This is a genomic window from Enterobacter adelaidei (assembly GCF_041937165.1).
Lineage (GTDB): Bacteria > Pseudomonadota > Gammaproteobacteria > Enterobacterales > Enterobacteriaceae > Enterobacter > Enterobacter adelaidei.
Map to the genome: position 1 here is coordinate 2,418,682 of NZ_CP154353.1, position 26,181 is coordinate 2,444,862.

The window sequence follows — 26,181 nt, forward strand, 5'->3', positions numbered from 1 at the left end:
ATGCTGGTAAATCTTTGCGACTATAAACAAAGCGTCACGCTTATCGCTAACAGCGGCGTGCAGTTCCTTGATTTCGGCCTGACGCCGCAGGACACCGCCAGCAACGGGCGCTTCGTACGTAAAACCGCGAACGGCCCGCTTCTGCGTCTCGATTTCGACCTGGTGAACGGGCGTTATACTCTGCCCGGGTTGAACGGCGGGCAGCCTGAAGTGGTGAAACCGGAAACCACCATTGCGCTGCATCAGTCGCTGGCGGTCCTTGATGGTGTCTGGCTTCCTGTTCCGTTCCTGCGCTTTAACCCGCCACGGACCTTTGTTGACGGCCCGGATAACTGGGCTCGCGTTCAGGTTCGCAAGCTTGATAAACCCGACACGGCAGGCAATACGCACCGCGTGACCCTCGCGCTTGACAGCCAGATTGCCGAACATGCCACGTCCGCGCTGTCCCCGGTCGAAAACGACATTCTGAACGGAACCCGCTTCGCTCTGGCCTGGCGGGATAACGAAGTGGAAAGTTTCCTCGACCAGACCTGGATTGACGGCTGGCTGCGTGAGGCATTTACCCAGTATGCCGACGGTGTTGAAAACCGCTCTGAACGTGACCTGCAACAGGCGATGCGTAGTTTTGAATATCAGGCACACTGGCTCAACCTGCTGACCATGCTCGGTGAGCAGCTTACCGTGCCGGAAGTGAAATTTGTCACTCATACGCTCAGTACCCCTGCCATTCCGGTCGACCTGATCCTCGATGTGGGCAATACCCATACCTGCGGCGTGATTATTGAAGACCACGGGGATGCGAACGATGGTCTGCGCCAGACTGCCGAGCTGCAGGTACGTTCGTTGAGCGAGCCACAATTCCTCAATGAACCCTTGTTCACCAGCCGCCTGGAGTTCTCAGAAGCGCGTTTTGGCAAGCAGCACTTCTCGGTTGAAAGCGGTCGCGAAGATGCCTTTGTCTGGCCGTCGATTGTCCGCGTCGGCGATGAAGCACGGAAACTGGCTACCCAGCGCCTGGGAACCGAAGGTAACAGCGGCATCTCCAGCCCGCGTCGCTACCTCTGGGATGAAACACCGGTGGTACAGGACTGGCGCTTTAGCCAGATGAACAGCAAAACCCAGCGTGAACCTCTGGCTACCGCGTTTCCGCTGATGAACCTGATGAACGATGACGGTGAGCCGCTCTTTACGCTGCCGCAGGACGAGCGACTGCCAGTCTTCTCACCGCAGTACAGCCGTAGCACGCTGATGACACACATGTTGTGCGAGCTGCTGGCACAGGCTCTGGGGCAGATCAATAGCGTCGCCACGCGCTTGCGTCTGGGCTTCCCGGCATCTCCGCGCCAGTTACGTACCCTGATCCTTACCCTGCCGTCGGCCATGCCAAAGCAGGAGCGGGAGATTTTCCGTCGTCGCATGTTCGAAGCGATCGCCATTGTCTGGAAAGCAATGGGATGGCACCCGCAGGATGAAGATTTTGCGACCCGTAAACAGCAGGAAAAAAGTGTGGTGCCGGTTCCTGAAATCCAGATGGAGTGGGATGAAGCCAGCTGCGGTCAACTGGTCTGGTTGTATAACGAAGCCATTTCTCGTTTTGGCGGCCAGACTGAGGCGTTCTTTGCCTCCCTCGCCCGCCCGGATCGTGAACCTGAGCCTGGCGCTCAGCCGGGGCGTTCACTGCGCGTCGCGTCCATCGACATTGGTGGCGGCACAACAGATATGGCGATCACCCATTATCAGCTTGATGATGGCTCGGGTAACAACGTTAAAATCACGCCGCAGCTGCTGTTCCGTGAAGGGTTTAAAGTCGCGGGTGACGATACCCTGCTTGATGTGATTCAGCGCTATGTACTACCCGCCCTGCAAACGCAACTGCAGAAATCGGGGATTGCGGATGCCTCGCTGCTGATGGCTTCACTCTTCGGTGACTCCGGCCGAATTGACACCCAGGCAGTATTGCGCCAGCAAACGGCGCTTCAGCTCTTTATGCCGATTGGTCATGCCATTCTTGCCGCGTGGGAATCGAGCGATATTGACGATCCGCTGGCTGGCCTGCATGCCACCTTTGGCGATCTCCTGCCGCAGAAACCGACCCGCAATGTGATGAATTATCTGCAACAGGCGATCGATCATGCCCTGCCTGCGGGTTCTGAAACGTTCGATCTGTTCACCGTTCCGCTGCACGTGAATTTCCGTGAGATGCAGGATGCAATGCTGGCTGGTCAGTTTACGCTGGCTTCGCCGCTCCATGCAGTATGTGAGGCGATTTCCCATTACAGCTGCGATATTTTGCTGATCACCGGGCGTCCTGGCTGCCTGCCTGGCGTTCAGGCACTGATTCGTCACCTGCAGCCGGTTCCGGTCAATCGCATCGTCTGGCTGGATAAGTATCAGGTTCATGAGTGGTATCCGTTCAGCCAGCAGGGCCGCATTGGCAACCCCAAATCAACAGCCGCCGTGGGTGCGATGCTTTGCAGCCTGGCGCTTGATCTGCGTCTGCCGCGCTTTAACTTTAAGGCAGCAGATATTGGTGCGTATTCAACCGTGCGGTATCTGGGTGTGCTGGATAATACGGTCAACACCCTGCGCGAAGAGAACGTCTGGTATCAGGATATCGATCTCGATAAACCCGGTGCGAAACTCGATGCGCGTCTGCACTTCCCGCTGCGCGGTAACGTCACCCTCGGCTTCCGCCAGCTGGCAAACGCACGCTGGCCGGCCACTCCGCTCTATACACTTAGCATCAACTCGGCTGAACTGGCCAAAGCGATTGCGGGTGATGGCGTGCTGAACGTGCGGCTTAAACTCTGCGGTGGCAGCAAGCAGGAAGGCCCGGAGTCCTTCGAACTGAGCGATGCCTGGCTCCAGGACGGCACCCCGGTCGCCCCTGACGCGTTAACCTTCAAACTGAATACTCTGGCCGATCGCCGTCATAGCGGTAGCCACTACTGGATCGACAGCGGGAGCGTATACCTGAAATGACAGTGACGACGACCACCACTCAGGCCTTAATCGGGTGGATTAATGAGACGCGCCTGAACGCCCCGGTGCTGGATAACGATGCCGACGCCCTGCTTGCTCGCATCAACGCGGTGCAGGCGCGGGAACAAGCCATTGAACATGCCCTGACTCGCCAGAGCAGCATTGGGCTTTACGGTCATTCTCAGAGTGCAAAAGCGCACCTGCTTTTGTCTCTGTGCGGTAGCGGCAACGGACGCCTGAACGTGACACCGGGCCAGCGCACCTTTGACTATTTTTCCCATATCAATCCGGGACATGCCCTGACAAACATGGCCGTCCGCTTCACCCGGGAACATGCAAATGTCGTTGATGAGGCGTTTCCTCTGCGTCTGAGTCTGATCACCGAGGCCGAACTGGTACAGCTGTTTATTGCCCGCACGACGCAGCACCCGCAGATGCGCGCCGTGGATAAAGCCGTCATTGAGACGCGCCTGGAAAAATGGCGCGGTCTGCGTCAGCCGCAGGGCGTGCCTGGCATCACGTCTCAGGAAGTCGGGGCAATTGCCCGCTTCTGGCAGAACACGGTACCCGCCGCAAAACAGCAAATTGATGATGCCCTGTGGCACCAGTTTGCCCAACTGGTCCCCTCCCTTGATCTCAGCACGAGAGCCAGCGTCTGGTCACTGTTGTGGGGTGAGCAACAGGAGTTGACCCAGCAGTGGTTAAAACTCGCCCATGTGCTGCATCAGACCAGCCATGCCAGCGAACTTGCCGCGCCGCTTAGCCTACTGGTGGATAGCTTTGGCCTGCCCGGTGAAGGGTTCCTGACGCACGACGGCACGTTAACCCTTCAGGAAGCGCAGGAGACGCTGCTTCATCCACTGAATAACGGTGAGATGCTCAATGCCATCAGCATCCCCGTCGATGTGCTTGCCTTCCTGACCCGCGAGCTGGTGTTACCGGTTGAGAACAGTGCCCTGGATAATGTCGATATTATTGATATTCCTGTATTTGAAGAAAATAATGCCGATCCGTTACACCAGGCTAAATCACAGTGGCTGCTTGAGCACTACCGTCAACAGCTACAGCCAGATGTTCTGGTTATTTGCAATGCGACCGCACAGCACGAGCAGACGGCCAAAAAAGCAAAAGTGTTAATGAACTGGGTTAAAGAGACACAGCCTGCTGAAGAATCTGCCCTGCCGGGTCTGGTGTGGGCAATCACCCCTCATGACGCTCGTTTTACCACCCGGCAGAATCTCGATGAAGCCGTGCAGCATCTGCTCGGTAAACCGGGTTTGCGCTGGGGCACCCTCCAGGCACTTGACAGCCACAGCATGCAGCGCGTGATCGAGTGGTTGTCTCAGGCTACATTACCTGCCCAGCGGCAGAAGCGTCTTAGTACGCTGAAAAACTTGCTGCGGCAGGAGCTTTCGTCTCTGATGCAAAGCTATCTGGCACCGCTGGTTGAGGCCCCCGGTGCCAGACGAACCCGTGCAGAAAGTATGGTGCGAACCCTTCAGGGCTGCGCCGCCCGCCACGGTGAACTGCTGGAGGGTCTTCTGCCGCCGCTTAAAGCCTTTGAAACCCTGCTGGCCGTTCAGCAACCCCGTGAGGAGCAGGTTAACGGGTTGTTTACGGATTCCATTGACCTGTTTGCCGATAACGCACAGGAAAGTACCGGCATGTTCCAGACCAAAGACAAAGCGCGTCTGGCACACCGAGTGTGGATAAATCATCTGCGTCAATGGAGCCGCAATGAGGCCACGGCAGCCCGTCTTGGACTGGAGCCCGGAGTGTTGCAGCAAATCGCAGATGTTCTGGTGGTAACCAGCTACCGGCTTAACCTGCCTCAGCAACTTCAGCGCATTGTTGAAACGGATAAAAGTAGCGCCGCACAACTCCATGCTGTGATGGGTAACTTTGTTGGCTGGTTGGGTTACGACCAGACACCTGTTACAGCACGTCCGGCAAGCCGCATCCGTAAGGGGCAGGCCATCTTTGTCACGCCGGTGGTGAGTAGCGCGGAGCCTCGTCTGACCCGACTGGGGGAACAGCCCGTACATGCGGCTACCGCGTATGTTTACGACTGGCTGGTTGCGCTCTATAGCCGGGCGATAGAGAACATTGATTACCAGCATCCGCATGATGTTCAGCCCGCCTCTCGTCAGGCGCTGCAGGCATTATTGCGCTGATCTTTTTAGCCCGCAGCAATGCGGGCTATTATCACGCTGCCACGCATTCTGCTAATGCCTGTGCCAGCGCGGACGGGTTTTCCCAGGACATTGAATGCCCGGCTGCTGGGATGATTTTCACTTCAACGCCCTTCTGCTTCAGATTATCCACATCGTTATCCGGCAGCGACAGCTCGCCGAAAATCAACGTCACCGGGCAGGTCAGAGACAGGAATTGTGCTTCCCATTCGGGTTCCATACCTTCCACCAGGCTTGATGCGCCCCGCCACACGGCATAAGGGGCATTACTCTGCAGGCACCCCGCCCACGCCGTCGTTTCTGTGCTGAGCATGGCACCATAACCCTGTTCCAGAAACTGTTGCTCGGTTTGCGCTGCAATAGACCGGCTGAACATTCCGCCACCTGCGTGAAAATTGGGTTCTGACACCATCAATCCTCTGACGCGCGGTGCCAGCAGCCCCGCTGCTTCGATAGCAATGCTGCCACCCATGCTGTGACCATAGAGCCAGAAGGCATTCAGTTTAAGATGGTCAATCAGTTCCGCCACAACGTGCGCCTGGTCAGTGGTTTTGTAGCTGTAGTGCTCAGGCTTATTGCTATAACCGCTGCCTGGCAAATCAATAAGAATGGCTCTGCGCGCGCCAAATGATGGATCACGAACGACTCGGGGATATTCATAGGAAGAGGCGCAACCCAACCCGTGAATGAAGACGACGGGATCGTCAGCACCGGGCAAATCATGCCAGCGCACAGTGCAACCAGCCTGTTGCGAGTAAAAACTGTTCATAAGCACTCCTTTTATGATGCACTGTGTATTTATACAGTCATCACATCTGGAATGCTATGTTCATCTTTTAAAACTGGAAGCGAGCTTCAGAAAAGCGAGACCAGCAGCGCAACGGGAAAGCTCATTGGCCAAGTAGATCCCACCAGAAAAGCACTCAGCAGGCGTATACGTTTACGGTCTTTAGAGAGGAACCAGGTAATTAATGCGCAGATGGAAGCCATGATTGCATAAAAAACCAACATCTTTTGATACAACGTCATTCTGTATACCAGAGCCGAAAAAATAACCGCACGCAATATGCGTCATATGTTGATACAGATCAAGTTTTTTCGTTACAGAATAACCACTTAAAAATTATGGCTAATAACAATTGGGTATTTTACGCAACATTCGTGGCGAAATGAGAGTACACCCGGCCGCGCAAGCGACCGGGCATGATGGTCAGTGTTTAATCATAACGTGCCGGACAACCGTATAATCCTCAAGCCCGTAAACCGACATATCTTTTCCGTATCCGGACAATTTCATGCCGCCATGTGGCATTTCGCTCACCAGCATAAAGTGGGTGTTAACCCAGGTACATCCGTACTGCAGGCGCGCACTCAGGCGATGGGCCCGCCCCACATCTTTGGTCCAGACCGATGATGCCAGGCCATATTGCGAGTCGTTAGCCCATGCCAGCACCTGCGCTTCATCGTCAAACTCGGTCACGCTCACCACCGGACCAAACACTTCTCGCTGAACAATGGCATCTTCCTGTTTTGCACCCGCCAGCAGGGTTGGCTGGAAGTAGTAGCCCGTCCCCTCTTTTTTACTGCCTCCCGTGACAACGCGGATATGGCCGAGCGCTTTCGCCTCATCAACAGCTTTACAGACCCGTGAAAGATGGGCGGACGAACTGAGCGGCCCAAGCTCGGTAGAGGCATCCTCCGGGGCACCCATTTTGAGGCTGGCTACTGCTGCCCCCAGTTTTTCAACAAGCCGGGCATAAATCCCCTTCTGGGCATAAATACGGCAGGCTGCCGTACAGTCTTGTCCGGCATTGTAGAAACCGAAAGTACGAACACCTTCGACAACGGCATCGAGATCGGCATCATCAAAGACGATAACCGGCGCTTTGCCCCCCAACTCCATGTGGGTGCGCTTAATCGAAGACGCGGTATGCCCGATGATATGTTCCCCGGTGGCAATCGAACCGGTCAGTGAGACCATACGCACTTTTTCATGTCCGGTCAGCGGATCACCTACCGTTTTACCTCGACCAAACAGCACGTTCAGAACGCCTGCCGGGAAGATATCCTTCGCCAGTTCTGCCAGTTTTAAGGCTGTCAGCGGCGTAATTTCAGAGGGTTTGATCACCACACAGTTACCGGCCGCCAGCGCAGGTGCCAGCTTCCATGCAGCCATCATCAGCGGGTAGTTCCACGGTGCGATAGAGGCGACAACACCAATCGGGTCGCGACGGATCATCGAGGTGTGGCCACCAAGATATTCTCCGGCGGCCAGCCCGTTCAGGCAACGCGCAGCCCCGGCAAAGAAACGAAAAACGTCGACGACGGCCGGAATTTCATCACCCAGAACACAGTGCAGCGGCTTACCACAGTTAAGAGACTCAAGCCGGGCAAACTCTTCACCATGCGCCTCAATGACATCAGCCAGTTTCAGCAGGCACTCAGCACGCGCTTTAGGCGTGGTTTGCCCCCAGTCGCTGAAAGCACGATCCGCAGCCTGAACGGCCGCATCAACCTGAGCAGGCGAGGCTTCAGCAATCTCCAGCAGTACCTCTCCGGTGGCAGGGTTATAAACCGGCTGTTTTTCTCCTTCTCCGGCAACCAGTTCACCCTTTATCAGCAGATGTTTTTGCATAGCATTATCCTGTTGAAATTAAAGTTATTTCCCGCTACCGGCAATGTTCTCGCCGTCGCGGGTTAGCCACCAGGCTCCCAGAATGGGGATGGTCGTCACCAGCATCACCAACAGTGCAACGACGTTGGTGACCGGCACGTCGCGTGGACGCCCGAGCTGATTGAGTAACCACAGCGGTAACGTACGCTCGTGTCCCGCGGTAAATGTTGTGACGATAATCTCGTCGAACGACAGCGCAAACGCCAGCATGCCCCCGGCCAATAGCGCTGAGCCCAGATTGGGCAGCACGACATACCGGAAGGTCTGCCAGCCGTCAGCCCCCAGATCCATCGACGCCTCAACCAGACTCCAGGAGGTACGTCTGAACCGGGCAATCACGTTGTTAAATACCACCACCACACAGAAGGTGGCGTGTCCGACCACGATGGTGAAAAATCCCGGTTCGAGGTTGATAGCCTTAAATGCTGTCAGTAGCGCCAGACCGGTGATGATCCCCGGTAGCGCAATCGGCAACAGCAACAACAATGAGATCGCGTTTTTGCCGAAAAACTCACTGCGCCACAGTGCCGCTGCAGCAAGCGTGCCAAGCACGAGGGCGATTGCGGTTGATAAGGCGGCAATTTGAAGTGACAACGTCACGGATTCAATAATATCGCTGCGCCCTGCCGCCACGCTAAACCACTTCAGCGTCAACCCTTGTGGCGGGAAACTGAACGCAGCGTCTTCGGTGTTAAAGGCATAGGTCGCAATAATCAGCAGCGGGAAGTGCAGGAAGATTACCCCTCCCCACGCTGCCACTTTCAGGAACAACGGTGCGCGTTCAGAGTGCATCGAATGCTCCCAGACGTTTCACGAACGCCAGATAGAGAGAAATAAGCACGATGGGAACCAGAGTAAACGCCGCGGCCATGGGCATATTGCCGATCGCCCCCTGCTGAGAATAGACCATGTTCCCGATGAAATAGCCCGGCGGCCCCACCAGTTGCGGAACAATGAAATCCCCCAGCGTCAGGGAAAAGGTGAATATTGACCCTGCGGCAATACCCGGGATCGCCAGCGGTAAAACGACATAACGAAAGGTCTGACGGGGACGCGCACCCAGATCGGCCGAGGCCTGCAGTAAAGAAGCGGGCAACCGTTCCAGCGCCGCCTGTACGGGCAGGATCATAAACGGCAACCAGATGTAGACGAAGACCAGAAACCGCCCCAGCCCTGAGGTGGACAACGTGTTTCCGCCAATCGCCGGTAGCGTCAGCATTGAGGTCAGGATCGGCTCCAGCCCCATATGGCTGAGAAACCATTGCGCCACGCCATCCTTCGCCAGCAGTAAAGTCCAGGCGTACGCCTTAACAATATAGCTCGCCCACATCGGCAGCATCACCGCGATATAGAAGAATGCTTTCCACTTACCGCTGGTATAACGCGCCATATACCAGGCCATCGGGAATGCCAGGATTGCGCTGGCAATGGTGACCGCGATTGCCATCATCAGCGTACGCAGGATGATATCGTAGTTTGCCGGGTTGAAGAGCGCCTGGATGTTAGCCAGCGTCAGATCTGGCGTCACCGCCATGGTGAAGTCGTCAAAGGTGTAAAATCCCTGCCACAGCAGGGTAAGGAGCGAACCTAAGTAGACGATGCCAAACCACATCAGCGGAGCAAGCAGGAGTAGGAACAAGCCGAGCGATGGCTTTCGCCAGAACAGAGCCGTTATGCGGCTTAAGCGGCTGCGTGGTGCGGGAGGATGAGCGACACTCATATCCATTTCACCTCTCCTCAGACAGACGGATCATGGCATCCCGTGACCACGACGCCATCACTGCCTGCCCCGGCTCAACGCCACTCAGCATCGTGATATCACTAAGATTGGCCTGGCTCACCAGCAGTTTTGCCCCATCAGCGAGTTTGAGCTCCAGACGTGTTGCCGCCCCCTGATACTGTACCGCCTGCACGACGCCCTGAACCTGAACTTCACCGCTCTCATTGAGGCGAATATGCTCAGGACGTAGCGAGTAAGTGCCTTCCAGACCACAGACTTTCTGCGCAAGGCCAGCATCAAAGACGTTGGAGGTGCCGACGAAACCGGCCGCAAACGGGGTGCGCGGGCGCATGTAGAGATCGCGGGGTGTATCGACCTGCTCAATACGTCCGTTATTGAACACCGCCACCCGGTCTGACATGGAAAGGGCTTCGCCCTGATCGTGGGTGACAAAAATAAAGGTGATACCCAGTTCCTGCTGAAGCTTCTTCAGCTCGAACTGCATCTGCTCGCGCAATTTGAGGTCAAGTGCGCCTAAAGGTTCGTCCAGCAGCAAGACGCGTGGTTCATTGACCAGCGCACGTGCAATAGCAACGCGCTGGCGCTGACCGCCAGAAAGTTGTGAGGGCTTACGGGCTACGGCAAAGCTTAAGCCCACTTTTTCCAGGGCATCCCGGGCCTGTGCATGGCGTTTTTTCTTGTCGACACCTTTGACCATCAACCCGTAGGCGACATTATCGAGGATCGACATATGCGGGAACAACGCATAGTCCTGGAATACGGTGTTCACATCCCGTTCCCACGGAGGAAGTTCGCTCGCCTCTTTGCCAAAGATAGCGATCGTGCCGCCTGAGAGCTGTTCAAAACCGGCAATCAGACGCAGGCAGGTGGTTTTGCCGGAGCCCGAAGGCCCCAGCATGGAGAAAAACTCTCCGTCACGAATCGCAATGGTGACCCCATCCACCGCCCGTACCTCGCCGTACAGACGAGAAACGTTATTAAACTCTACGGCATACGTCATGTTCTGCTCCCGGGCGATTAACGGCCGCCCATGATGGCGATGTAATCCTGCGTCCAGCGACTATATGGCACGTATTTGCCGCCTTCAGCGATAGGGGTTTTCCAGAACATGATTTTGTCGAACTCGTTATATCCGTTTGTTTCGCAACCTTTATCACCCAGCAACGTACTGGCTTTACACCCTTCAGGAACCACAGGCAGTGAGCCAAACCATGCCGCCAGATCGCCCTGCACCTTCGGTGTCAGCGACCAGTTCATCCATTTGTAGGCGCACATCGGATGTTTTGCCTGCGCGTGAAGCATGGTGGTATCCGCCCAGCCAGTAACCCCTTCCTTCGGGAAGACGGTGGCAATCGGCTGGTTCTCGGCTTTCAGGGCATTCGCCTGATAAGGCCAGGCGCTGGAGGCGACGACGCCTTCATTTTTGAAGTCACTCATTTGTACGGTCGTGTCATGCCAGTAACGGTGGATCAAGGCGTGCTGATCGCGAAGCACCTTGAGTACGGCGGCATACTGTTTCTCCGTGAGCTGGTACGGGTCGGTAATACCCAGTTGCGGTTGAGTAGCTTTGACAAACAGCGCGGCATCGGCGATGTAAATCGGGCCGTCATACGCCTGCACACGCCCCTGATTGGTTTTACCGTCCGGGAGATCCTGTTTGTTAAAGACCACGCCCCAGCTATCCGGCGGTGTCGGGAAGGTTTTGGTGTTGTACATCAGCAGGTTTGGCCCCCACTGATAGGGAGTGCCGTAGACTTTGCCACCTACGTTAAACCATTCTCCTTTCACAATCCGTGAATCGAGGGTTTTCCAGTTGGGAATGAGGTCGGGATTAATGGGCTGCACGCGTTTGCCCATGATCAGGCGCAGGGAAGCATCACCCGACGCGGTGACCAGGTCGTATCCCCCTTTCGCCATCAGGCTCACCATCTCATCCGACGTGGCCGCCGTTTTGACGTTGACCGCGCATCCGGTCTCTTTTTCAAACTGGGTGACCCAGTCATAATTTTTATCCGTCTGTCCTCGTTCGATGTATCCCGGCCAGGCAATAATATCCAGTCGTCCTTCCCCGTCACCGATAGCCTTTGGTGATTCTGCGGCTTGCGCTGTCATGATAGTCATGCCGAGCGCACACAGGCTGCTGCGGGCAAATTTTTTGCTCATAAGGGTTACTCCTGTCGCAATGGAATTTAGCGGCAGCCGTGCCGTAAAAATATCTCCCTTATTAAACGTAGACCGCGTAAATGCGCCGCACCGTGCGGCTTAAGGAAATTTCATCAAGGTGTGACCGAGGGCGCATTCCCCGTTAACTGGATTATAGACAAGGAGTTAGCGATGGGAGACGGTATGCAGATTTTCTGGGATATGGCGCCACGAAATATTCGCCGTGCCGCCATACGAATAAGGAATGATTATTTAAATGAAGGTAAGAAAAGTTTATTTCAGCATACTGCTAATTAATTTCCCCAACTGAATAACCGCCTGTTCTTCACGCTCCCCCCATGCCCAGGAGGTATTAAAACGAAAGAATGGCGTCCAGGCGTCAGAGGTGGAAAACATCTTTCCGGGGGCAATGCTAATGTGGTGAATTAAGGCCTTTTCGCTAAGCAGCCCTGCATCCAGCTGCGCCGGAAGCTCCAGCCATAAAAAGTAGCCGCTATCATTATGGTGAATTTTGACCCCGGCAGGCATATGCCGCAAAAGGGACTGCCAGGCCTGCTGCTTTCGCTCGGCCAGCGTGCGTCGCAGGCGGCGCAGATGCGCGTCGTAACGTTTAGTCGCCAGATAGTCCACCAGCGCCAGTTGCATCGGAGAACTGGTCGATAACGTGCTCATCAGTTGAAGCTGCTGAATACGGCGTGCGTGTTTTCCCGCCGCCACCCAGCCGATACGAAACCCCGCCACCAGACATTTCGAAAACGATGAGCAGTGAAGCGTCATCTCCTCCCGGTCCCAGGCCTTCGCCGGAAGCGGTTTTTCCCGGCCGAAGTAAAGCTCGCTATAGACATCATCCTCAATCAGGGTGACGTTATGTTTCGTTAACAGCGCCACCAGATGCGCTTTTTTCTCGGCACTCAGCGTAAAGCCAAGCGGGTTTTGCCCATTGGTCATGAGCCAGCAGGCTTTTACCGGGTATTCATTCAGCGCCTGCTCAAGCGCATTCAGGTCGATCCCCTCGCGGACATCCGTCGCAACAGACAGCGCCTTGAGTTTCAGGCGTTCCAGCGCCTGCAATGCGCCGTAGAAACAGGGATTCTCGACAATCACCCAATCCCCAGGTTCAGTCACTGCCTGCAAACTGAGATTCAGCGCTTCAAGCGCACCAGCGGTAATGACGATCTCTTCCGGGGAGATGTTCATCCCCTGCTGGGCATAGCGACGAGCAATGGCGTGGCGGAGATCAACATTACCCGGAGGTAAATTTTCAATGACGCTCATTGCGGTCGCCGTTTTACTGACATTCGCCAGCGAACGGTTGAGCTGCTGAAGCGGGAAAAGTCGGGGATCGGGAAACGCAGAAGCAAAAGGAACAACCGATGGATCGCGGCTGGCCTGCAATACGTCGAAGATATAGGTGTTGATATCGACCGCTTCGTCACGCATCACCTGGGCAGGCGGAGCAGGCTGTTGTGTCGTCGGGCGCGAGGCAACGTAATAGCCCGACTGCGGTCTGGCGACGATGCGCCCCTGGCTTTCCAGCATCTGGTACGCGTGGCCAACGGTCATAAAACTCATGCCGCTGCTCACCACCTGCTCGCGCAGAGAAGGCAACTTATCGCCCGGCAACCATACGCCAAGCTCAATCTGCGAGATAATTTGTTGCGCCAGACGCTGGTATTTTTTCATCAGATTCCCCTTAATGCCGACAGTGTATATCAGCAGGAGAAAAAGAGAAGTTTTTGCTAACTGTTATGAAAAGCGGTGTTGATTACTTGAGGTACTCGATAACGTGGCTCTGGGCTGAATGTGCAACGGTCAGGTGATCGAGCGTAATCATCGACGATTTGCAAAAAATGCATTTCGCGCCAAACGGGTTTTTCTCAGACACATCAAAGACTGAGGTACGGTACTGCGAACCATGACAGCATGGGCAGCGGAAATGAATGTAAGAAGTCATAGGATTCTCCTGTGAACGTTAAAACGTAAATTGCTAATGGGCCTTTCAGGCGATAGTGGTTTGAAACAAAAACTAATCGGAGTGTAGAAAGAGAACCAGGAGCGGCTGCGGAGAGGCACAACGTGATGAGGACTACTTTATAAAACTACGTCAGATATTTTTTTGGACTCAAAACCAGAAGGTCATTAACGCATGGTGTTGAAGACAAAGCAAGCAGTTTCATGCGTAAAATTCATAAAAATAAATTTTTTATTCACAAACACGATGTATATCAGATGTTCAATTCCTGATTATTCCTCCAACTGTTATATATAAATTTTACTTTTCTGCCTCTGATAGTTTGATTTCTGCCCCTATAGCATAACAGCACACCGTTTGACATTGAGGTTGTGCATGTTTGGTTTAGATGCTTTTCATCTTGCACGGATACAATTTGCTTTTACCGTATCCTTTCACATCATTTTCCCGGCCATCACCATCGGCCTGGCAAGCTATCTTGCCGTGCTCGAAGGCCTGTGGCTTAAAACCAAAAATCCGGTCTGGCGCTCGCTGTATCATTTCTGGTCGAAGATTTTTGCCGTTAACTTTGGTATGGGCGTTGTCTCCGGGCTGGTGATGGCCTACCAGTTTGGTACCAACTGGAGTGGATTTTCGCAGTTTGCGGGCAGCATTACCGGCCCGCTGCTGACCTATGAAGTGCTGACCGCCTTCTTCCTGGAAGCTGGTTTCCTTGGTGTGATGCTTTTCGGCTGGAACAAAGTAGGGCCTGGTTTGCATTTCTTCGCCACCTGCATGGTGGCACTGGGGACCATTATCTCCACCTTCTGGATCCTCTCATCAAACAGCTGGATGCAGACCCCGCAAGGCTATGAGATCGTCAACGGTCAGGTCGTGCCGGTGGATTGGTTCGCCGTGGTATTTAACCCCTCCTTCCCTTACCGACTGCTGCATATGTCGATAGCCGCGTTCCTCAGCAGCGCGTTATTTGTCGGCGCTTCCGCGGCATGGCATCTGCTGCGCGGGAATAATACTCCTGCCATCCGCGCGATGTTTTCTATGGCGTTGTGGATGACGCTAATTGTCGCCCCCATCCAGGCCATGGTCGGTGATATGCACGGGTTGAACACGCTAAAGCACCAGCCCGCTAAAATCGCCGCCATTGAAGGTCATTGGGAAAACCCGCCAGGAGAACCCACCCCGCTGCTGCTGTTTGGCTGGCCGGATATGGAACAGGAGCGCACCCGCTTTGGTCTGGAGATCCCTGCGCTGGGGAGTCTTATCCTGACGCACAGCCTGGATAAACAGGTTCCGGCTCTCAAGGAGTTCCCGAAGGAAGACCGCCCGAACTCGACCATCGTCTTCTGGTCATTCCGCATTATGGCCGGCTTAGGCATGCTGATGTTGCTGCTCGGCGTTGTGGCGCTGTGGTTACGCTATAAAAAGCGTGTTTACGCTTCTCGCCCTTTCCTGTGGTTTGCCCTGTTGATGGGGCCATCCGGGCTGATTGCGATTCTGGCCGGATGGATCACCACCGAAGTGGGTCGCCAGCCGTGGGTTGTTTATGGTCTGCAACGAACGAAAGATGCGGTTTCAGCGCATGGTGACCTGCATATGAGCGTGAGTTTGCTGGCCTTTTTCGTCGTTTACACCTCGGTGTTTGGCGTGGGTTACAGCTGTATGGTGCGCCTTATCAGGAAAGGTCCGCAGCCTCATGAATCTTATGCCACCGAATCAGACGGACGTCCGGCACGCCCACTCTCTGCCGTCACAACTGAACATAAGGAGCAGCCATAATGGGTATCGATCTTTCCATTATCTGGTTTGTCATCATCGTCTTCGCCACACTGATGTATATCGTGATGGACGGTTTTGATCTCGGGATGGGTATTCTGTTTCCGGCGACACAAAATGCCGACGATCGCGATGTGATGGTCAACAGCGTCGCCCCGGTCTGGGACGGAAATGAAACCTGGCTGGTGCTCGGCGGTGCGGCCCTGTTCGGTGCATTTCCACTGGCCTATGCGGTGATCGTTGATGCCCTCACCATCCCGCTGACATTAATGCTGATCGGACTTATTTTCCGTGGCGTAGCATTCGAGTTTCGCTTTAAAGCAACGCCGGCGCACCGTCCCTTCTGGGATAAAGCGTTTATTGGTGGTTCAATTCTGGCTACGTTTACCCAGGGTGTAACGGTGGGCGCAGTGATCAACGGCTTTACCGTGACTGGCCGGGCCTATACTGGCGGGCTCTTTGACTGGTTCACCGCGTTTAACCTGTTCTGCGGTGCCGGTCTGGTGGTGGCCTATGCACTGTTAGGCTCTACATGGCTGGTGATGAAAAGCGAAAATGCCCTTCAGCAGCGGATGCGTGGGGTATCCAGAACGCTGTTAATCATTCTTCTGGCCTTCATTGCCGCAATCAGTATCTGGACACCGCTGGCGCAGCCAGCCATCGCCGCGCGCTGGTTCACGCTGCCGAATCTGTTTTACCTGTTGCCTGTTCCGGTGCTGGTGGTGCTTCTGAGTCTGTATCAGTGGCGTTGCCTCAATAATCCTGCAAGCCATAATCGCCCATTCATCCTGACGTTAGGATTGATATTCCTCGGCTTTAGCGGTCTTGGGATCAGCATCTGGCCGCATATCATTCCACCGTCAATCACCCTGTGGCAGGCCGCCGCGCCGACGCAAAGCCAGGGCTTTATGCTGGTGGGCGCGTTATTGATCATTCCCATTATTCTGGTCTACACCTTCTGGAGTTACTACGTGTTTCGCGGAAAAGTTCAGCATGGGGAGGGTTATCACTGATGCAACAACCTGTCTGGAAACGATTGATGTGGCTGGCCATTATCTGGGGCGGAAGCGTGCTGGCGCTGGCTGCGGTCAGTATGCTGTTTCGTATGTTGATGACAGCCGCAGGGTTTAAGTCTCACTAATCTTCATGTCGGGCAACCGCTGCGTTGCCCGACACCCGCCCCGCACTTTCAGATAAACCCCATTAACGCACGACAGCGTATCGTTACACTGTACAAAGATTCACGATATTTATAGTTTGAGAAGAAAAATGAAAAAGCTCATTGCGTTAAGTGTTATTAGCCTTGTCCTGACCGGTTGTGTTAATCCGGGGAAAGCTTCCGTTCAGCCGGAGCAACTGAAGAACCATCGTTTTGTTCTGGAAAATGTGGACGGCAAAGCCGTGAAGGCCACAACAACGCAACCTGAGATCAGCTTTAGCGCCCTGCCAGATATTAGCCTGGTTAATAACATTCGCGTTTCAGGCCAGATGTGTAATCGCTTCAACGGGCAAGGGAAATTGTCCGAAGGCGAGCTTAAAGTCAGCGGTCTGGCCATGACACGTAAACTTTGTACTGAACCGCAGCTTAACGAACTGGATCACGCCATCGGCGACATGCTGCGCAAAGGGGCGCAGGTCGACCTGACAGAAGACCAGTTAACGCTGGCGACAGCCGATAAAACGCTGTTGTTTAAGCGTGCAGAATAATCAGTAGTTACCGCAAGTTCCAACGGCAAGCGACTGTTCGCTGCAGCGTTTGCCGTTTGGCAAGGCGCACATCCCGATAGCAGAACCGTCAAGCTGGCGGGCAACAGACAACGAACCACCAATCATCGCGCAGTTGGCCTGACCGGAGCTGGACATCGCCGCTTTCATTCCGGGCGCCACGTGTGCCGCTGTTGCTTGCTGGACTGGTTCACTGCTACATGCCGACAATAATAACGCGGCACACCCTACCAAAAATGCTGAGCGCATGCTCTCTCCCCCATGAATAATGCGAAACCTATGCATAATAGGCATCACATCCCGTGTCGTCGAGAGCGGAAGTGCGTATTTATGCGCCCCGGAAACACTTTCTCGCAATTTTTTTGGCAAAAGTTTGATCTACTCATTGATACCAGTAATACCGAGGACACAAAAGCGAAAATCGTCGAATCCCCTGTTTGCTAGACTAAAGAGATAATATTCAGGGCTCGTCGTCTGATGACAGCCCCTCTATTTTTGCGCAATGTAAGGGTGTCGTCCTATGCAAACTATTGACGGTAATGGTGCAGTTGCCTCAGTCGCGTTTCGCACCAGCGAAGTTATCGCCATCTATCCAATCACGCCAAGTTCTACCATGGCTGAGCAGGCAGACGCCTGGGCGGGTAACGGGTTAAAAAACGTCTGGGGCGATGTCCCGAGAGTGGTAGAAATGCAGTCTGAAGCCGGTGCGATTGCCACGGTACATGGTGCGCTTCAGACAGGTGCGCTCTCCACGTCGTTTACCTCTTCTCAGGGATTGTTGTTAATGATCCCGACACTGTACAAACTCGCCGGTCAACTCACCCCCTTCGTTCTGCATGTTGCGGCACGAACCATTGCCACCCACGCCCTTTCCATCTTCGGTGACCACTCCGACGTAATGGCCGTGCGTCAGACCGGTTGCGCGATGCTCTGTGCCAGCAGCGTGCAGGAAGCACAAGACTTCGCCTTGATTTCGCATATCGCCACGCTGAAAAGCCGCGTTCCATTTATTCACTTCTTTGATGGTTTCCGCACGTCTCACGAAATCAACAAAATTGTCCCTCTGGCTGACGACACTATTCTGAATCTTCTGCCGCAGGCGGAAATCGACGCGCACCGCGCCCGCGCCCTTAACCCGGAGCATCCGGTGATCCGTGGGACTTCAGCGAATCCAGATACCTATTTCCAGTCCCGTGAAGCCACGAACCCATGGTACAACGCGGTTTACGACCATGTTGATCAGGCGATGGCTGACTTTGCTGCCGCAACCGGACGAGAATACAAACCGTTCGAGTACTACGGCCACCCGCAGGCAGAACGGGTGATTGTGCTGATGGGATCCGCCATTGGAACCTGTGAAGAGGTGGTTGACGAGCTACTTACGCGCGGCGAAAAAGTTGGCGTGCTTAAGGTGCGTCTCTATCGTCCGTTCTCAGCTAAACATCTGCTTTCGGCCCTACCTGAAAGCGCACGTGCTGTGGCGGTACTTGACCGTACCAAAGAGCCCGGCGCACACGCGGAACCCCTATATCTGGATGTCATGACCGCGCTGGCTGAAGCATTTAATAACGGCGAACGTGAAACGCTACCGCGCGTGATCGGCGGCCGCTATGGTTTGTCCTCCAAAGAGTTTGGACCGGACTGCGTGCTGGCGGTATTTAACGAGTTAAATGAAGCGAAACCGAAGCCTCGCTTTACGGTGGGTATTTATGATGATGTGACTAACCTTTCCCTGGCTTTGCCAGAAAACACGTTACCATCGAATGCCAAACTTGAGGCGCTGTTCTATGGTCTGGGCAGCGACGGCAGCGTCTCGGCGACCAAAAACAACATCAAAATCATCGGTAATTCTACCCCGTGGTATGCCCAGGGATACTTCGTCTATGACTCCAAAAAAGCTGGTGGTCTGACCGTTTCCCACCTGCGCGTGAGTGAACACCCCATCCGCTCGGCTTATCTTATTTCGCAGGCTGATTTTGTTGGCTGCCACCAGCTGCAGTTTATTGATAAATACCAGATGGCCGAGCGCCTGAAACCCGGCGGTATTTTCCTGCTGAATACGCCATACAGTGCAGACGAAGTTTGGGCGCGTCTGCCGCAGGAGGTACAGGCGGTCCTCAACCAGAAGAAAGCCCGTTTTTATGTGGTTAACGCTGCGAAAATTGCCCGCGAATGTGGTCTGGCCGCGCGTATTAATACCGTTATGCAAATGGCCTTTTTCCATCTGACCAACATCCTGCCTGGCGACAGTGCACTCATGGAACTGCAGGGCGCAATTGCCAAAAGCTACAGCAGCAAGGGGCAGGAACTGGTCGAACGCAACTGGCAGGCGCTGGCACTCGCTCGCGAATCTCTGTTTGAAGTAGCGCTGCAACCTGTGAATGCTGCAAGTCCAAATCGTCCTCCGGTGGTATCTGATGCGGCGCCTGATTTCGTTAAGACCGTGACGGCGGCAATGCTGGCCGGGTTGGGCGATGCCCTTCCCGTCTCTGCCCTGCCGCCAGATGGGACCTGGCCAATGGGGACCACGCGGTGGGAAAAACGCAACATCGCCGAAGAGATACCCATCTGGAAAGAAGGTCTGTGTACCCAGTGCAATCACTGTGTAGCGGCATGCCCACATTCGGCCATTCGCGCCAAAGTGGTTTCCCCGGAAGCAATGGCGGATGCCCCGGCCAGTCTGCATTCTCTGGATGTGAAATCGCGTGATATGCGCGGACAGAAATACGTTCTGCAGGTCGCACCGGAAGATTGTACTGGTTGTAATCTGTGTGTTGAGGTGTGCCCGGCGAAAGACAGACAGGACCCGAATATCAAAGCCATCAATATGATGTCGCGTCTGGAGCACGTTGAAGAAGAAAAAGTAAACTATGACTTCTTCCTGAACTTACCGGAAATCGATCGCAGCAAGCTGGAACGTATTGATATTCGAACGTCGCAGCTCATCACGCCGTTATTCGAGTACTCTGGTGCCTGCTCTGGCTGCGGTGAAACGCCTTATATTAAGCTGCTGACTCAGCTCTACGGCGACCGGATGTTGATTGCCAATGCCACCGGCTGTTCATCTATCTACGGCGGTAACCTGCCCTCCACGCCGTACACCACCGACGCGAATGGTCGAGGCCCGGCATGGGCAAACTCATTGTTCGAAGATAATGCCGAATTTGGTCTCGGCTTCCGTCTGACCGTCGACCAGCATCGCGCTCGAGTGATGCGTTTGCTGGAACAGTTTGCCGGGCAGATCCCTGCTGAGCTCAATGAGGCACTACGCGCAGAAGCCACACCAGAAGTTCGTCGCGAGCAAGTTGCTGAGCTGCGGCATGCCCTTCAGGGGGTGGCGGGTGCAGAACAACTTCTGACTGACGCTGACGCCCTGGTTGAAAAATCGATCTGGCTGATTGGTGGTGACGGCTGGGCTTACGATATTGGTTTTGGCGGGCTGGATCACGTGTTGAGCCTGACCGAAAACGTCAATATTCTGGTCCTGGATACGCAGTGTTATTCCAATACCGGCGGTCAGGCATCAAAGGCTACGCCGTTGGGCGCCGTTACAAAATTTGGTGAACACGGAAAACGTAAGGCGCGCAAAGATCTCGGTGTGAGCATGATGATGTACGGTCACGTTTACGTCGCGCAAATCTCGCTGGGTGCGCAACTTAACCAGACGGTGAAAGCTATTCAGGAGGCGGAAGCGTATCCAGGCCCGTCGTTGATTATTGCTTACAGCCCATGCGAAGAGCATGGCTACGACCTGGCACTCAGCCACGATCAGATGCGTCAGCTGACAGCTACCGGATTCTGGCCACTATACCGGTTCGATCCGCGCCGTGCGGACGAGGGCAAGTTACCGCTGGCGCTGGATTCGCGTCCACCTTCAGATGCTCTGGCCGAAACGTTAATGCAGGAGCAACGCTTCCGCCGCCTCAATGCGCAACAGCCTGAGGTCGCTGAGCAGTTATGGAAAGATGCCGCCGCTGACCTGCAAAAACGGTATGATTTCCTGGCGCATATGGCCGGTAAAGCCGAAAAATCAACCAGCGATTAATCCCCCCGCCCGGCTAGTCCGGGCATTTTTTTGCCATAAAAAAAGCCCGATGTAATCACATCGGGCCAATCCAGTTAATTAATAAATATCTATTTAGAAAACTAAATAGCATTCATGTAAATTATGGATAAATAATCTTAAAGGCATATAACAGCACAGAGACTAGCTTACTTAATCCCTTATTAATAATTTTTATTTTATATAATTCACCGCGAATCATTCATGAGACCAATGATCATTTCCGTCGTTTTATTCAGTTTAGATTTTACTTAGTTCGTAACAATTATACTTTATTACTCTTACACTGGAGTGATTTAGCATGGGACAACTTTCTCATTCGGAAAGTTCAACAGGTAATTAAATAAAAACAACTGCAAAGGAATATCACAATGCAAAGAAAAGTACTGGCTCTGATGATTCCGGCTCTGTTAATGGCTGGTGCTGCGCATGCAGCAGAGATTTATAATAAAGACGGCAACAAATTAGATCTGTACGGAAAAGTAGATGGTCTGCACTATTTCTCCGACGATAAAGGCGCTGATGGCGATCAGACCTACATGCGTTTGGGTTTCAAAGGTGAAACCCAAATCAACAACATGATGACCGGTTACGCGCAGTGGGAATACAACATTCAGGCGAACAATACTGAAGGTTCAGATAACCAGTCCTGGACACGTCTGGCCTTCGCGGGCGTAAAAGTGGGTGACTACGGTTCCTTCGATTACGGCCGTAATTATGGCGTTCTGTACGACATTGAAGGCTGGACAGATATGCTGCCAGAATTCGGTGGCGACTCCTACACCAAAGCCGATAACTTTATGACCGGTCGTGCGAACGGTGTGGCAACCTACCGTAACACCGACTTCTATGGTCTGGTACCGGGTCTGAACTTTGCTCTGCAGTATCAGGGTAAGAATGAAGACGCCAGCAACAACCAGGAAGGTACCAACAACGGCCGTGACACCCGCCATGAAAACGGTGACGGCTTCGGTATTTCTACCACCTATGACTTTGGGATGGGGATCAGCGCAGGTGCGGCCTATACCTCTTCTGACCGTACCAACGAGCAGGTTATGAATACCACGGCCGGCGGTGACAAAGCGGATGCCTGGACTGCGGGTCTGAAATATGACGCCAATAATATCTACGTGGCGGCAATGTATTCTGAAACCCGTAACATGACGCCTTATGGTGATAATACCGACGCCGTGGCGAACAAAACTCAGAACTTCGAAATCACCGCGCAATACCAGTTCGACTTCGGTCTGCGTCCAACCCTGTCCTACCTGCAGTCTAAAGGTAAAGACCTGGGCAACGGTCAGGGCGATCAGGATCTGGTTAAATATGCTGAAGTAGGTGCGACCTATTATTTCAACAAAAACATGTCCACCTATGTTGATTATAAAATCAACCTGCTGGACGAAGATGAAAGTTTCTACAAGAACAACGGCATCGGTACCGATGATGTTGTTGCGTTAGGCCTGGTATACCAGTTCTGATTGTCCGGGCCCGCATAATTATGCGGGCCCAATTTTTTTGAACTTCGTCACAAAAAGGAATATTTCTGACGATCTGGTTGAGGGTAAGTTGAAAGAAAGCTGGTTAAACTGCGGTTATAGCCCTTCCCTCATTAAGGACAACAACGTTGTTTGGTCGTGTATCCGTTGCCGTACTTACTCTCTTAGCGCTTCTGTGGATGGCGCTAATTTTTGATTTTGGTGATATTGTTGGTCACCTCAGCGCTCTTCTGAACCACCTGGATGCTGGTTAGCCTTGATCCTGGAAACATTCATTTTTTGCGAAAAGAGAGATAGCCAAAAACTCCGCTCCCCCCGTCCATAGGATGGTTAACTCCGTCCATCACCGTAACCTCCGGGAAGTCGAACGGCGATACGTTTTCAAAACAGGCAACATTCACACCGTACTCGTTCGGGTTGGAACGCCGTTGATGGAACGTATAAATCCCGCATATTGAGCAGAAGAAATGCCGGGCCGTACCCGTGTTAAATCGGTACTCTGTGAGCTTATCCTCACCTTTGGTTACGGTAATCCCCGATAACGGCGCGGATACCGCCACAGCCCCCCGCATTCGGCAGAAAGAACAGCTGCAGCGCCGCGCAGTATTAAAGCCATCAGAAAGCTCGACGGTGAATACCACCGCGCCACAATGGCACTGCGCATGACGAATTTCACCCATCGGTTACACCCCTTTCCTCACAAGTGCGGCAGCTTTGACGAAAACTTCATCCTCAACACCATCACCTTTCTGCCTGCCCAGCCTGACCAGTTCATTGACGATGCTATCGCGATCAATCGGTTTCTGCGCTGAAACCAGCCCAATGACGGCGGCACCGATCGCCAGCCCCACTAAACCTGTTTGTTCATCTTTGTTTTGCATATTCGCGCTCCCTTTTACAACAGAAAAGCGTAGCAGGAATATGTTAAAACGGAATGGTGTTCAACTGCTCTGTTAATACCATGAAAGCGGTTCAAACAGGTATGACTTCCAGTATCGACATGTACGAGCGGGTGTTTATTATTGTATTTAACTTAAGATTCGCCTGTTCAAACAAGTTTTGATATTCAGATTTTGTCCTTGCCCGCCCTCCGTCAAAGCTTGTTAAAAGAAGCAGGTCAATCTCATACCGTCCCTGCTCATTATTTTCGTCTTTGATAAGGGGTTCAAAAACCAATAATCGTGAACGTTCTTTCATTGCCTTTCTGCAGCACTGCAGTATCTGAACGGCTTTCGCGTCTGGCCAATCCATCAAGATGTATTTAAGGAGATAAATATCCGCATCAGGACAGGTCTCAAAAAAGCTACCCTCTACCGTCCTCCACCGGCGATCGTCATTCAGCAAATGCAGTCGGTTCCGCGCAAGCACATCCTTTTGGTCAAAAAGGATCCCGGTTAGGCCTGGATTTCGACGTAAAACAGCCAGTAATAGATTCCCCAGTCCCCCGGCGATATCTGCAACGACGGCATGATGAGGGAACGCATAGCAATCCACAATGACTTCATTTTCCACGGATGACATAGATGCCATACCGGCATGAAAAATATTGCTGCCCGTAACCGTGTCATCATGCTGCCAGTATTCGTAAAAAGGCTTGCCAAACAATTCATTGAAAACAGGTTTACCTTGTAATATTTCATCCATTCTGGACGCTGGCTGCCAGAAAGTGGGATCGGTCAGCATAAGTACCGCTGAACGCAATGAAAATTCATACTCAGAACAAAGGAATTTTGCTGAATGGCTAAGACTGTATTCGTCTTCAGTTAATTCGTTGAACACCCCACGGGAGGATAATAATCGCATGATTCTATGCAGATAGTCGCGATCGACATTAAGCTCCAGGGCCAGTTGCTTAATTGATTTTTTTCCTTCGATCAGATGGTCCGCGACGCCTAACACCGCAACTGCCCTAAGTGCTGTCTGCCAGACAAAACCCATACTTTGCTCTAATAAACACATCCCTTCTTTACGGCTGAGTGAATCCAGACTATTAAGCTGTGTCATTTTCTGCTCCTTACCCAGTACAGACGTGTTGAATAACTAAAAAGCTGTTAGCAAGCGTAAGACTGAAAGTGAGCTTTATCCATTATGAAAAGAATATTTAGCAAAGTTAACTCATACAATTTCGTATCGCTTTAAGTACAGAATTTTCAATACGTAAAAAAACAAGTCCACTTATCATTTTTTGGAATAATAAAACAATTAAATTATTATAGAGGAAATAATTGTTGGCGCATGCTAAAACCCCGTAAAAAGACGGGATTTCAGTATTTAGAATCTGGGTGTCAGTCCGTATTTTGGTGTTTTAATATTTGCCGCCCATACCTTTATGTCGTTTTGAAGCAGTATGGTGAAATCAGACTTAAGATGCGTCACCATGCCATTAACACTATCAGCATCAATCACAGAAAAATGTTCAATTTTGCTCAGGCCCACCTGAACACAGTGATATTGTGCAGGCAGTGCTTTTCCATTGACGTTAAGCTCTTTCCTGTCCCCACCACATTGTCCTTCAGAAATATAGGACACCAGCAGATTGGCAGACCGCCGCTCCGGTTGGGATATACTCACCATGACAGGAAAACCCTCTGAAGTTTGTGTCATGTCATAAAGAACGGCATTTTTTATATACCATGTATTATATTCCCGCTCCTGAAACGCGGACCAGGCAGGTGCAGCAATGAATGCCAGCATCGCCAGTGTAATAGATTGAATTTTCATGGGATGTTGTCTTATGTGTTGTTGCACTTATTATTCAGATTGTGCAAAAAACAGCAAGCCATAGAGAATAAACCTACTACTATTAGCGGTGCCGGTGTCGGTATTGAGAAACTTTTGACGCTCTGTTAATGCCGGAGGTGTTCCTCTTTCAGCAAGGCATAACAATATTCATCACCCCATTCTCCCTTAAAAAAGATGTTCTGCCGATAATGGGCTTCCCGTCGAAAATGGAGTTTTTGCAAAAGGTTTGCAGCGCGAATATTGCGTGTATCCACAACGGCGATAAGCCGGTGCTTGTTATAGTGCGTAAATAGCAGCGTGATTATGGCATTGATAGCTTCCCGGGCATAACCCTGATTCTGATATTTCACATCAAAGGTCATACCCAGTTCAGCCTGCCTGCCCTCGTCAAAAAAATGAACACCAATATCCCCAATCACAGCCCCGTCCATTTGCCGTTCAACGATAATCTGGTACCACGTGTCATCGCAGTTAAACGCAAGGGTGTTCTGCTGAGCATATAATTTCTCCGCATCCTGCATCGTAAAACGATCCCAGCTCTGAAAACGGGCCACCTCAGGCTGGTTGCGGTAGCACGAAATTTCCGGCAAATCGGCGGATGCCAGTGGACGCAGTAACAAACGCGAGGTTTGTAATGGCAATCTGTATTCCATTA

23 protein-coding genes are annotated in these 26,181 nt (G+C 52.9%); 8 read left to right on the forward strand and 15 right to left on the reverse strand.

All coding sequences use genetic code 11. From position 1 onward, the window contains the following. Window positions 1-2,982, forward strand: a complete 2,982-nt coding sequence (locus tag AAHF05_RS11765) for a virulence factor SrfB (RefSeq protein ID WP_129325158.1) — start codon at window positions 1-3, stop codon at window positions 2,980-2,982. Beyond that, window positions 2,979-5,156, forward strand: a complete 2,178-nt coding sequence (locus AAHF05_RS11770) for a virulence factor SrfC family protein (RefSeq protein ID WP_129325159.1) — start codon at window positions 2,979-2,981, stop codon at window positions 5,154-5,156. The genes AAHF05_RS11765 and AAHF05_RS11770 overlap by 4 nt, the downstream gene beginning before the upstream one ends. A gap of 31 nt (window positions 5,157-5,187) precedes the next feature. Here AAHF05_RS11770 and AAHF05_RS11775 read toward each other — a convergent pair whose 3' ends face one another. The 9 genes from AAHF05_RS11775 to AAHF05_RS11815 all read right to left on the reverse strand — a co-directional run bounded on the left by AAHF05_RS11775 (window position 5,188) and on the right by AAHF05_RS11815 (window position 13,706). Further along, complete coding sequence (locus AAHF05_RS11775; RefSeq protein WP_129325160.1) at window positions 5,188-5,943, reverse strand: alpha/beta fold hydrolase; 756 nt, start codon at window positions 5,941-5,943, stop codon at window positions 5,188-5,190. An 86-nt stretch (window positions 5,944-6,029) separates the two neighbouring features. Beyond that, a complete protein-coding gene (locus AAHF05_RS11780; RefSeq protein ID WP_013096478.1) occupies window positions 6,030-6,203 on the reverse strand; it encodes a GhoT/OrtT family toxin in 174 nt (57 codons plus the stop codon). A 181-nt stretch (window positions 6,204-6,384) separates the two neighbouring features. Next, a complete protein-coding gene (patD, locus tag AAHF05_RS11785; protein ID WP_129325161.1) occupies window positions 6,385-7,809 on the reverse strand; it encodes an aminobutyraldehyde dehydrogenase in 1,425 nt (474 codons plus the stop codon). Window positions 7,810-7,833: 24 nt separating this feature from the next. Next, window positions 7,834-8,640 carry an ABC transporter permease gene (locus AAHF05_RS11790; protein WP_129325162.1) on the reverse strand — a complete coding sequence of 269 codons (807 nt, stop codon included), beginning with the start codon at window positions 8,638-8,640 and terminating at the stop codon, window positions 7,834-7,836. Further along, window positions 8,630-9,574, reverse strand: a complete 945-nt coding sequence (locus AAHF05_RS11795; protein WP_332616630.1) for an ABC transporter permease — start codon at window positions 9,572-9,574, stop codon at window positions 8,630-8,632. Before AAHF05_RS11795 ends, AAHF05_RS11790 begins: the two co-directional genes overlap by 11 nt. 1 nt (window position 9,575) lies before the next feature. Continuing rightward, window positions 9,576-10,589 carry an ABC transporter ATP-binding protein gene (locus AAHF05_RS11800; RefSeq protein ID WP_374936328.1) on the reverse strand — a complete coding sequence of 338 codons (1,014 nt, stop codon included), beginning with the start codon at window positions 10,587-10,589 and terminating at the stop codon, window positions 9,576-9,578. Between the two features lie 17 nt (window positions 10,590-10,606). Next, a complete protein-coding gene (gene ydcS / locus AAHF05_RS11805; protein WP_129325164.1) occupies window positions 10,607-11,752 on the reverse strand; it encodes a putative ABC transporter substrate-binding protein YdcS in 1,146 nt (381 codons plus the stop codon). A 273-nt stretch (window positions 11,753-12,025) separates the two neighbouring features. Next, window positions 12,026-13,435 carry a PLP-dependent aminotransferase family protein gene (locus AAHF05_RS11810; protein WP_129325165.1) on the reverse strand — a complete coding sequence of 470 codons (1,410 nt, stop codon included), beginning with the start codon at window positions 13,433-13,435 and terminating at the stop codon, window positions 12,026-12,028. Window positions 13,436-13,517: 82 nt separating this feature from the next. Beyond that, window positions 13,518-13,706 (reverse strand): cold-shock protein, encoded by a 189-nt coding sequence (locus AAHF05_RS11815; protein ID WP_129325166.1) that lies wholly within the window; start codon window positions 13,704-13,706, stop codon window positions 13,518-13,520. Between the two features lie 393 nt (window positions 13,707-14,099). Here AAHF05_RS11815 and AAHF05_RS11820 point away from each other — a divergent pair, with 393 nt between their 5' ends. The 4 genes from AAHF05_RS11820 (at window position 14,100) to hslJ (ending at window position 17,204) form a co-directional block, all read left to right on the forward strand. Further along, window positions 14,100-15,500 carry a cytochrome ubiquinol oxidase subunit I gene (locus AAHF05_RS11820; protein WP_129325167.1) on the forward strand — a complete coding sequence of 467 codons (1,401 nt, stop codon included), beginning with the start codon at window positions 14,100-14,102 and terminating at the stop codon, window positions 15,498-15,500. Beyond that, window positions 15,500-16,510, forward strand: a complete 1,011-nt coding sequence (gene cydB / locus AAHF05_RS11825; protein WP_374936329.1) for a cytochrome d ubiquinol oxidase subunit II — start codon at window positions 15,500-15,502, stop codon at window positions 16,508-16,510. The genes AAHF05_RS11820 and cydB overlap by 1 nt, the downstream gene beginning before the upstream one ends. Beyond that, the gene (locus tag AAHF05_RS11830) at window positions 16,510-16,638 is read left to right on the forward strand and encodes a DUF2474 domain-containing protein (protein WP_114977099.1); all 129 of its coding nucleotides are present in this window, start codon (window positions 16,510-16,512) and stop codon (window positions 16,636-16,638) included. Before cydB ends, AAHF05_RS11830 begins: the two co-directional genes overlap by 1 nt. A gap of 128 nt (window positions 16,639-16,766) precedes the next feature. Then, window positions 16,767-17,204: a heat shock protein HslJ gene (hslJ, locus tag AAHF05_RS11835; RefSeq protein WP_114977098.1), complete on the forward strand. Its 438-nt coding sequence runs from the start codon at window positions 16,767-16,769 to the stop codon at window positions 17,202-17,204. Here hslJ and AAHF05_RS11840 read toward each other — a convergent pair whose 3' ends face one another. Beyond that, the gene (locus AAHF05_RS11840; RefSeq protein WP_025759109.1) at window positions 17,205-17,471 is read right to left on the reverse strand and encodes a DUF333 domain-containing protein; all 267 of its coding nucleotides are present in this window, start codon (window positions 17,469-17,471) and stop codon (window positions 17,205-17,207) included. A 271-nt stretch (window positions 17,472-17,742) separates the two neighbouring features. On the opposite strand from AAHF05_RS11840, the gene nifJ reads away from it, so the two are divergent. Together nifJ and ompC are read left to right on the forward strand one after the other, a co-directional pair. Further along, the gene (nifJ, locus tag AAHF05_RS11845; protein ID WP_129325169.1) at window positions 17,743-21,267 is read left to right on the forward strand and encodes a pyruvate:ferredoxin (flavodoxin) oxidoreductase; all 3,525 of its coding nucleotides are present in this window, start codon (window positions 17,743-17,745) and stop codon (window positions 21,265-21,267) included. A 389-nt stretch (window positions 21,268-21,656) separates the two neighbouring features. Further along, window positions 21,657-22,766: a porin OmpC gene (ompC, locus tag AAHF05_RS11850; protein ID WP_129323470.1), complete on the forward strand. Its 1,110-nt coding sequence runs from the start codon at window positions 21,657-21,659 to the stop codon at window positions 22,764-22,766. Window positions 22,767-23,056: 290 nt separating this feature from the next. On the opposite strand, the gene AAHF05_RS11855 is transcribed toward ompC, so the two are convergent. From AAHF05_RS11855 to AAHF05_RS11875, 5 genes are all read right to left on the reverse strand, one after another. Then, entirely contained in the window at window positions 23,057-23,464 is a 408-nt protein-coding gene (locus AAHF05_RS11855) for a GFA family protein (RefSeq protein WP_129323469.1), read from the reverse strand. Between the two features lie 3 nt (window positions 23,465-23,467). Further along, window positions 23,468-23,665: a hypothetical protein gene (locus tag AAHF05_RS11860; RefSeq protein WP_028018848.1), complete on the reverse strand. Its 198-nt coding sequence runs from the start codon at window positions 23,663-23,665 to the stop codon at window positions 23,468-23,470. A gap of 91 nt (window positions 23,666-23,756) precedes the next feature. Continuing rightward, window positions 23,757-24,788, reverse strand: a complete 1,032-nt coding sequence (locus tag AAHF05_RS11865; protein WP_129323468.1) for a methyltransferase — start codon at window positions 24,786-24,788, stop codon at window positions 23,757-23,759. Between the two features lie 267 nt (window positions 24,789-25,055). Beyond that, window positions 25,056-25,505, reverse strand: coding sequence for a hypothetical protein (locus AAHF05_RS11870; RefSeq protein WP_129323467.1), 450 nt, complete (start codon window positions 25,503-25,505; stop codon window positions 25,056-25,058). Window positions 25,506-25,630: 125 nt separating this feature from the next. Then, window positions 25,631-26,179 carry a GNAT family N-acetyltransferase gene (locus AAHF05_RS11875; protein WP_028018846.1) on the reverse strand — a complete coding sequence of 183 codons (549 nt, stop codon included), beginning with the start codon at window positions 26,177-26,179 and terminating at the stop codon, window positions 25,631-25,633. Window positions 26,180-26,181 lie beyond the last annotated feature (2 nt).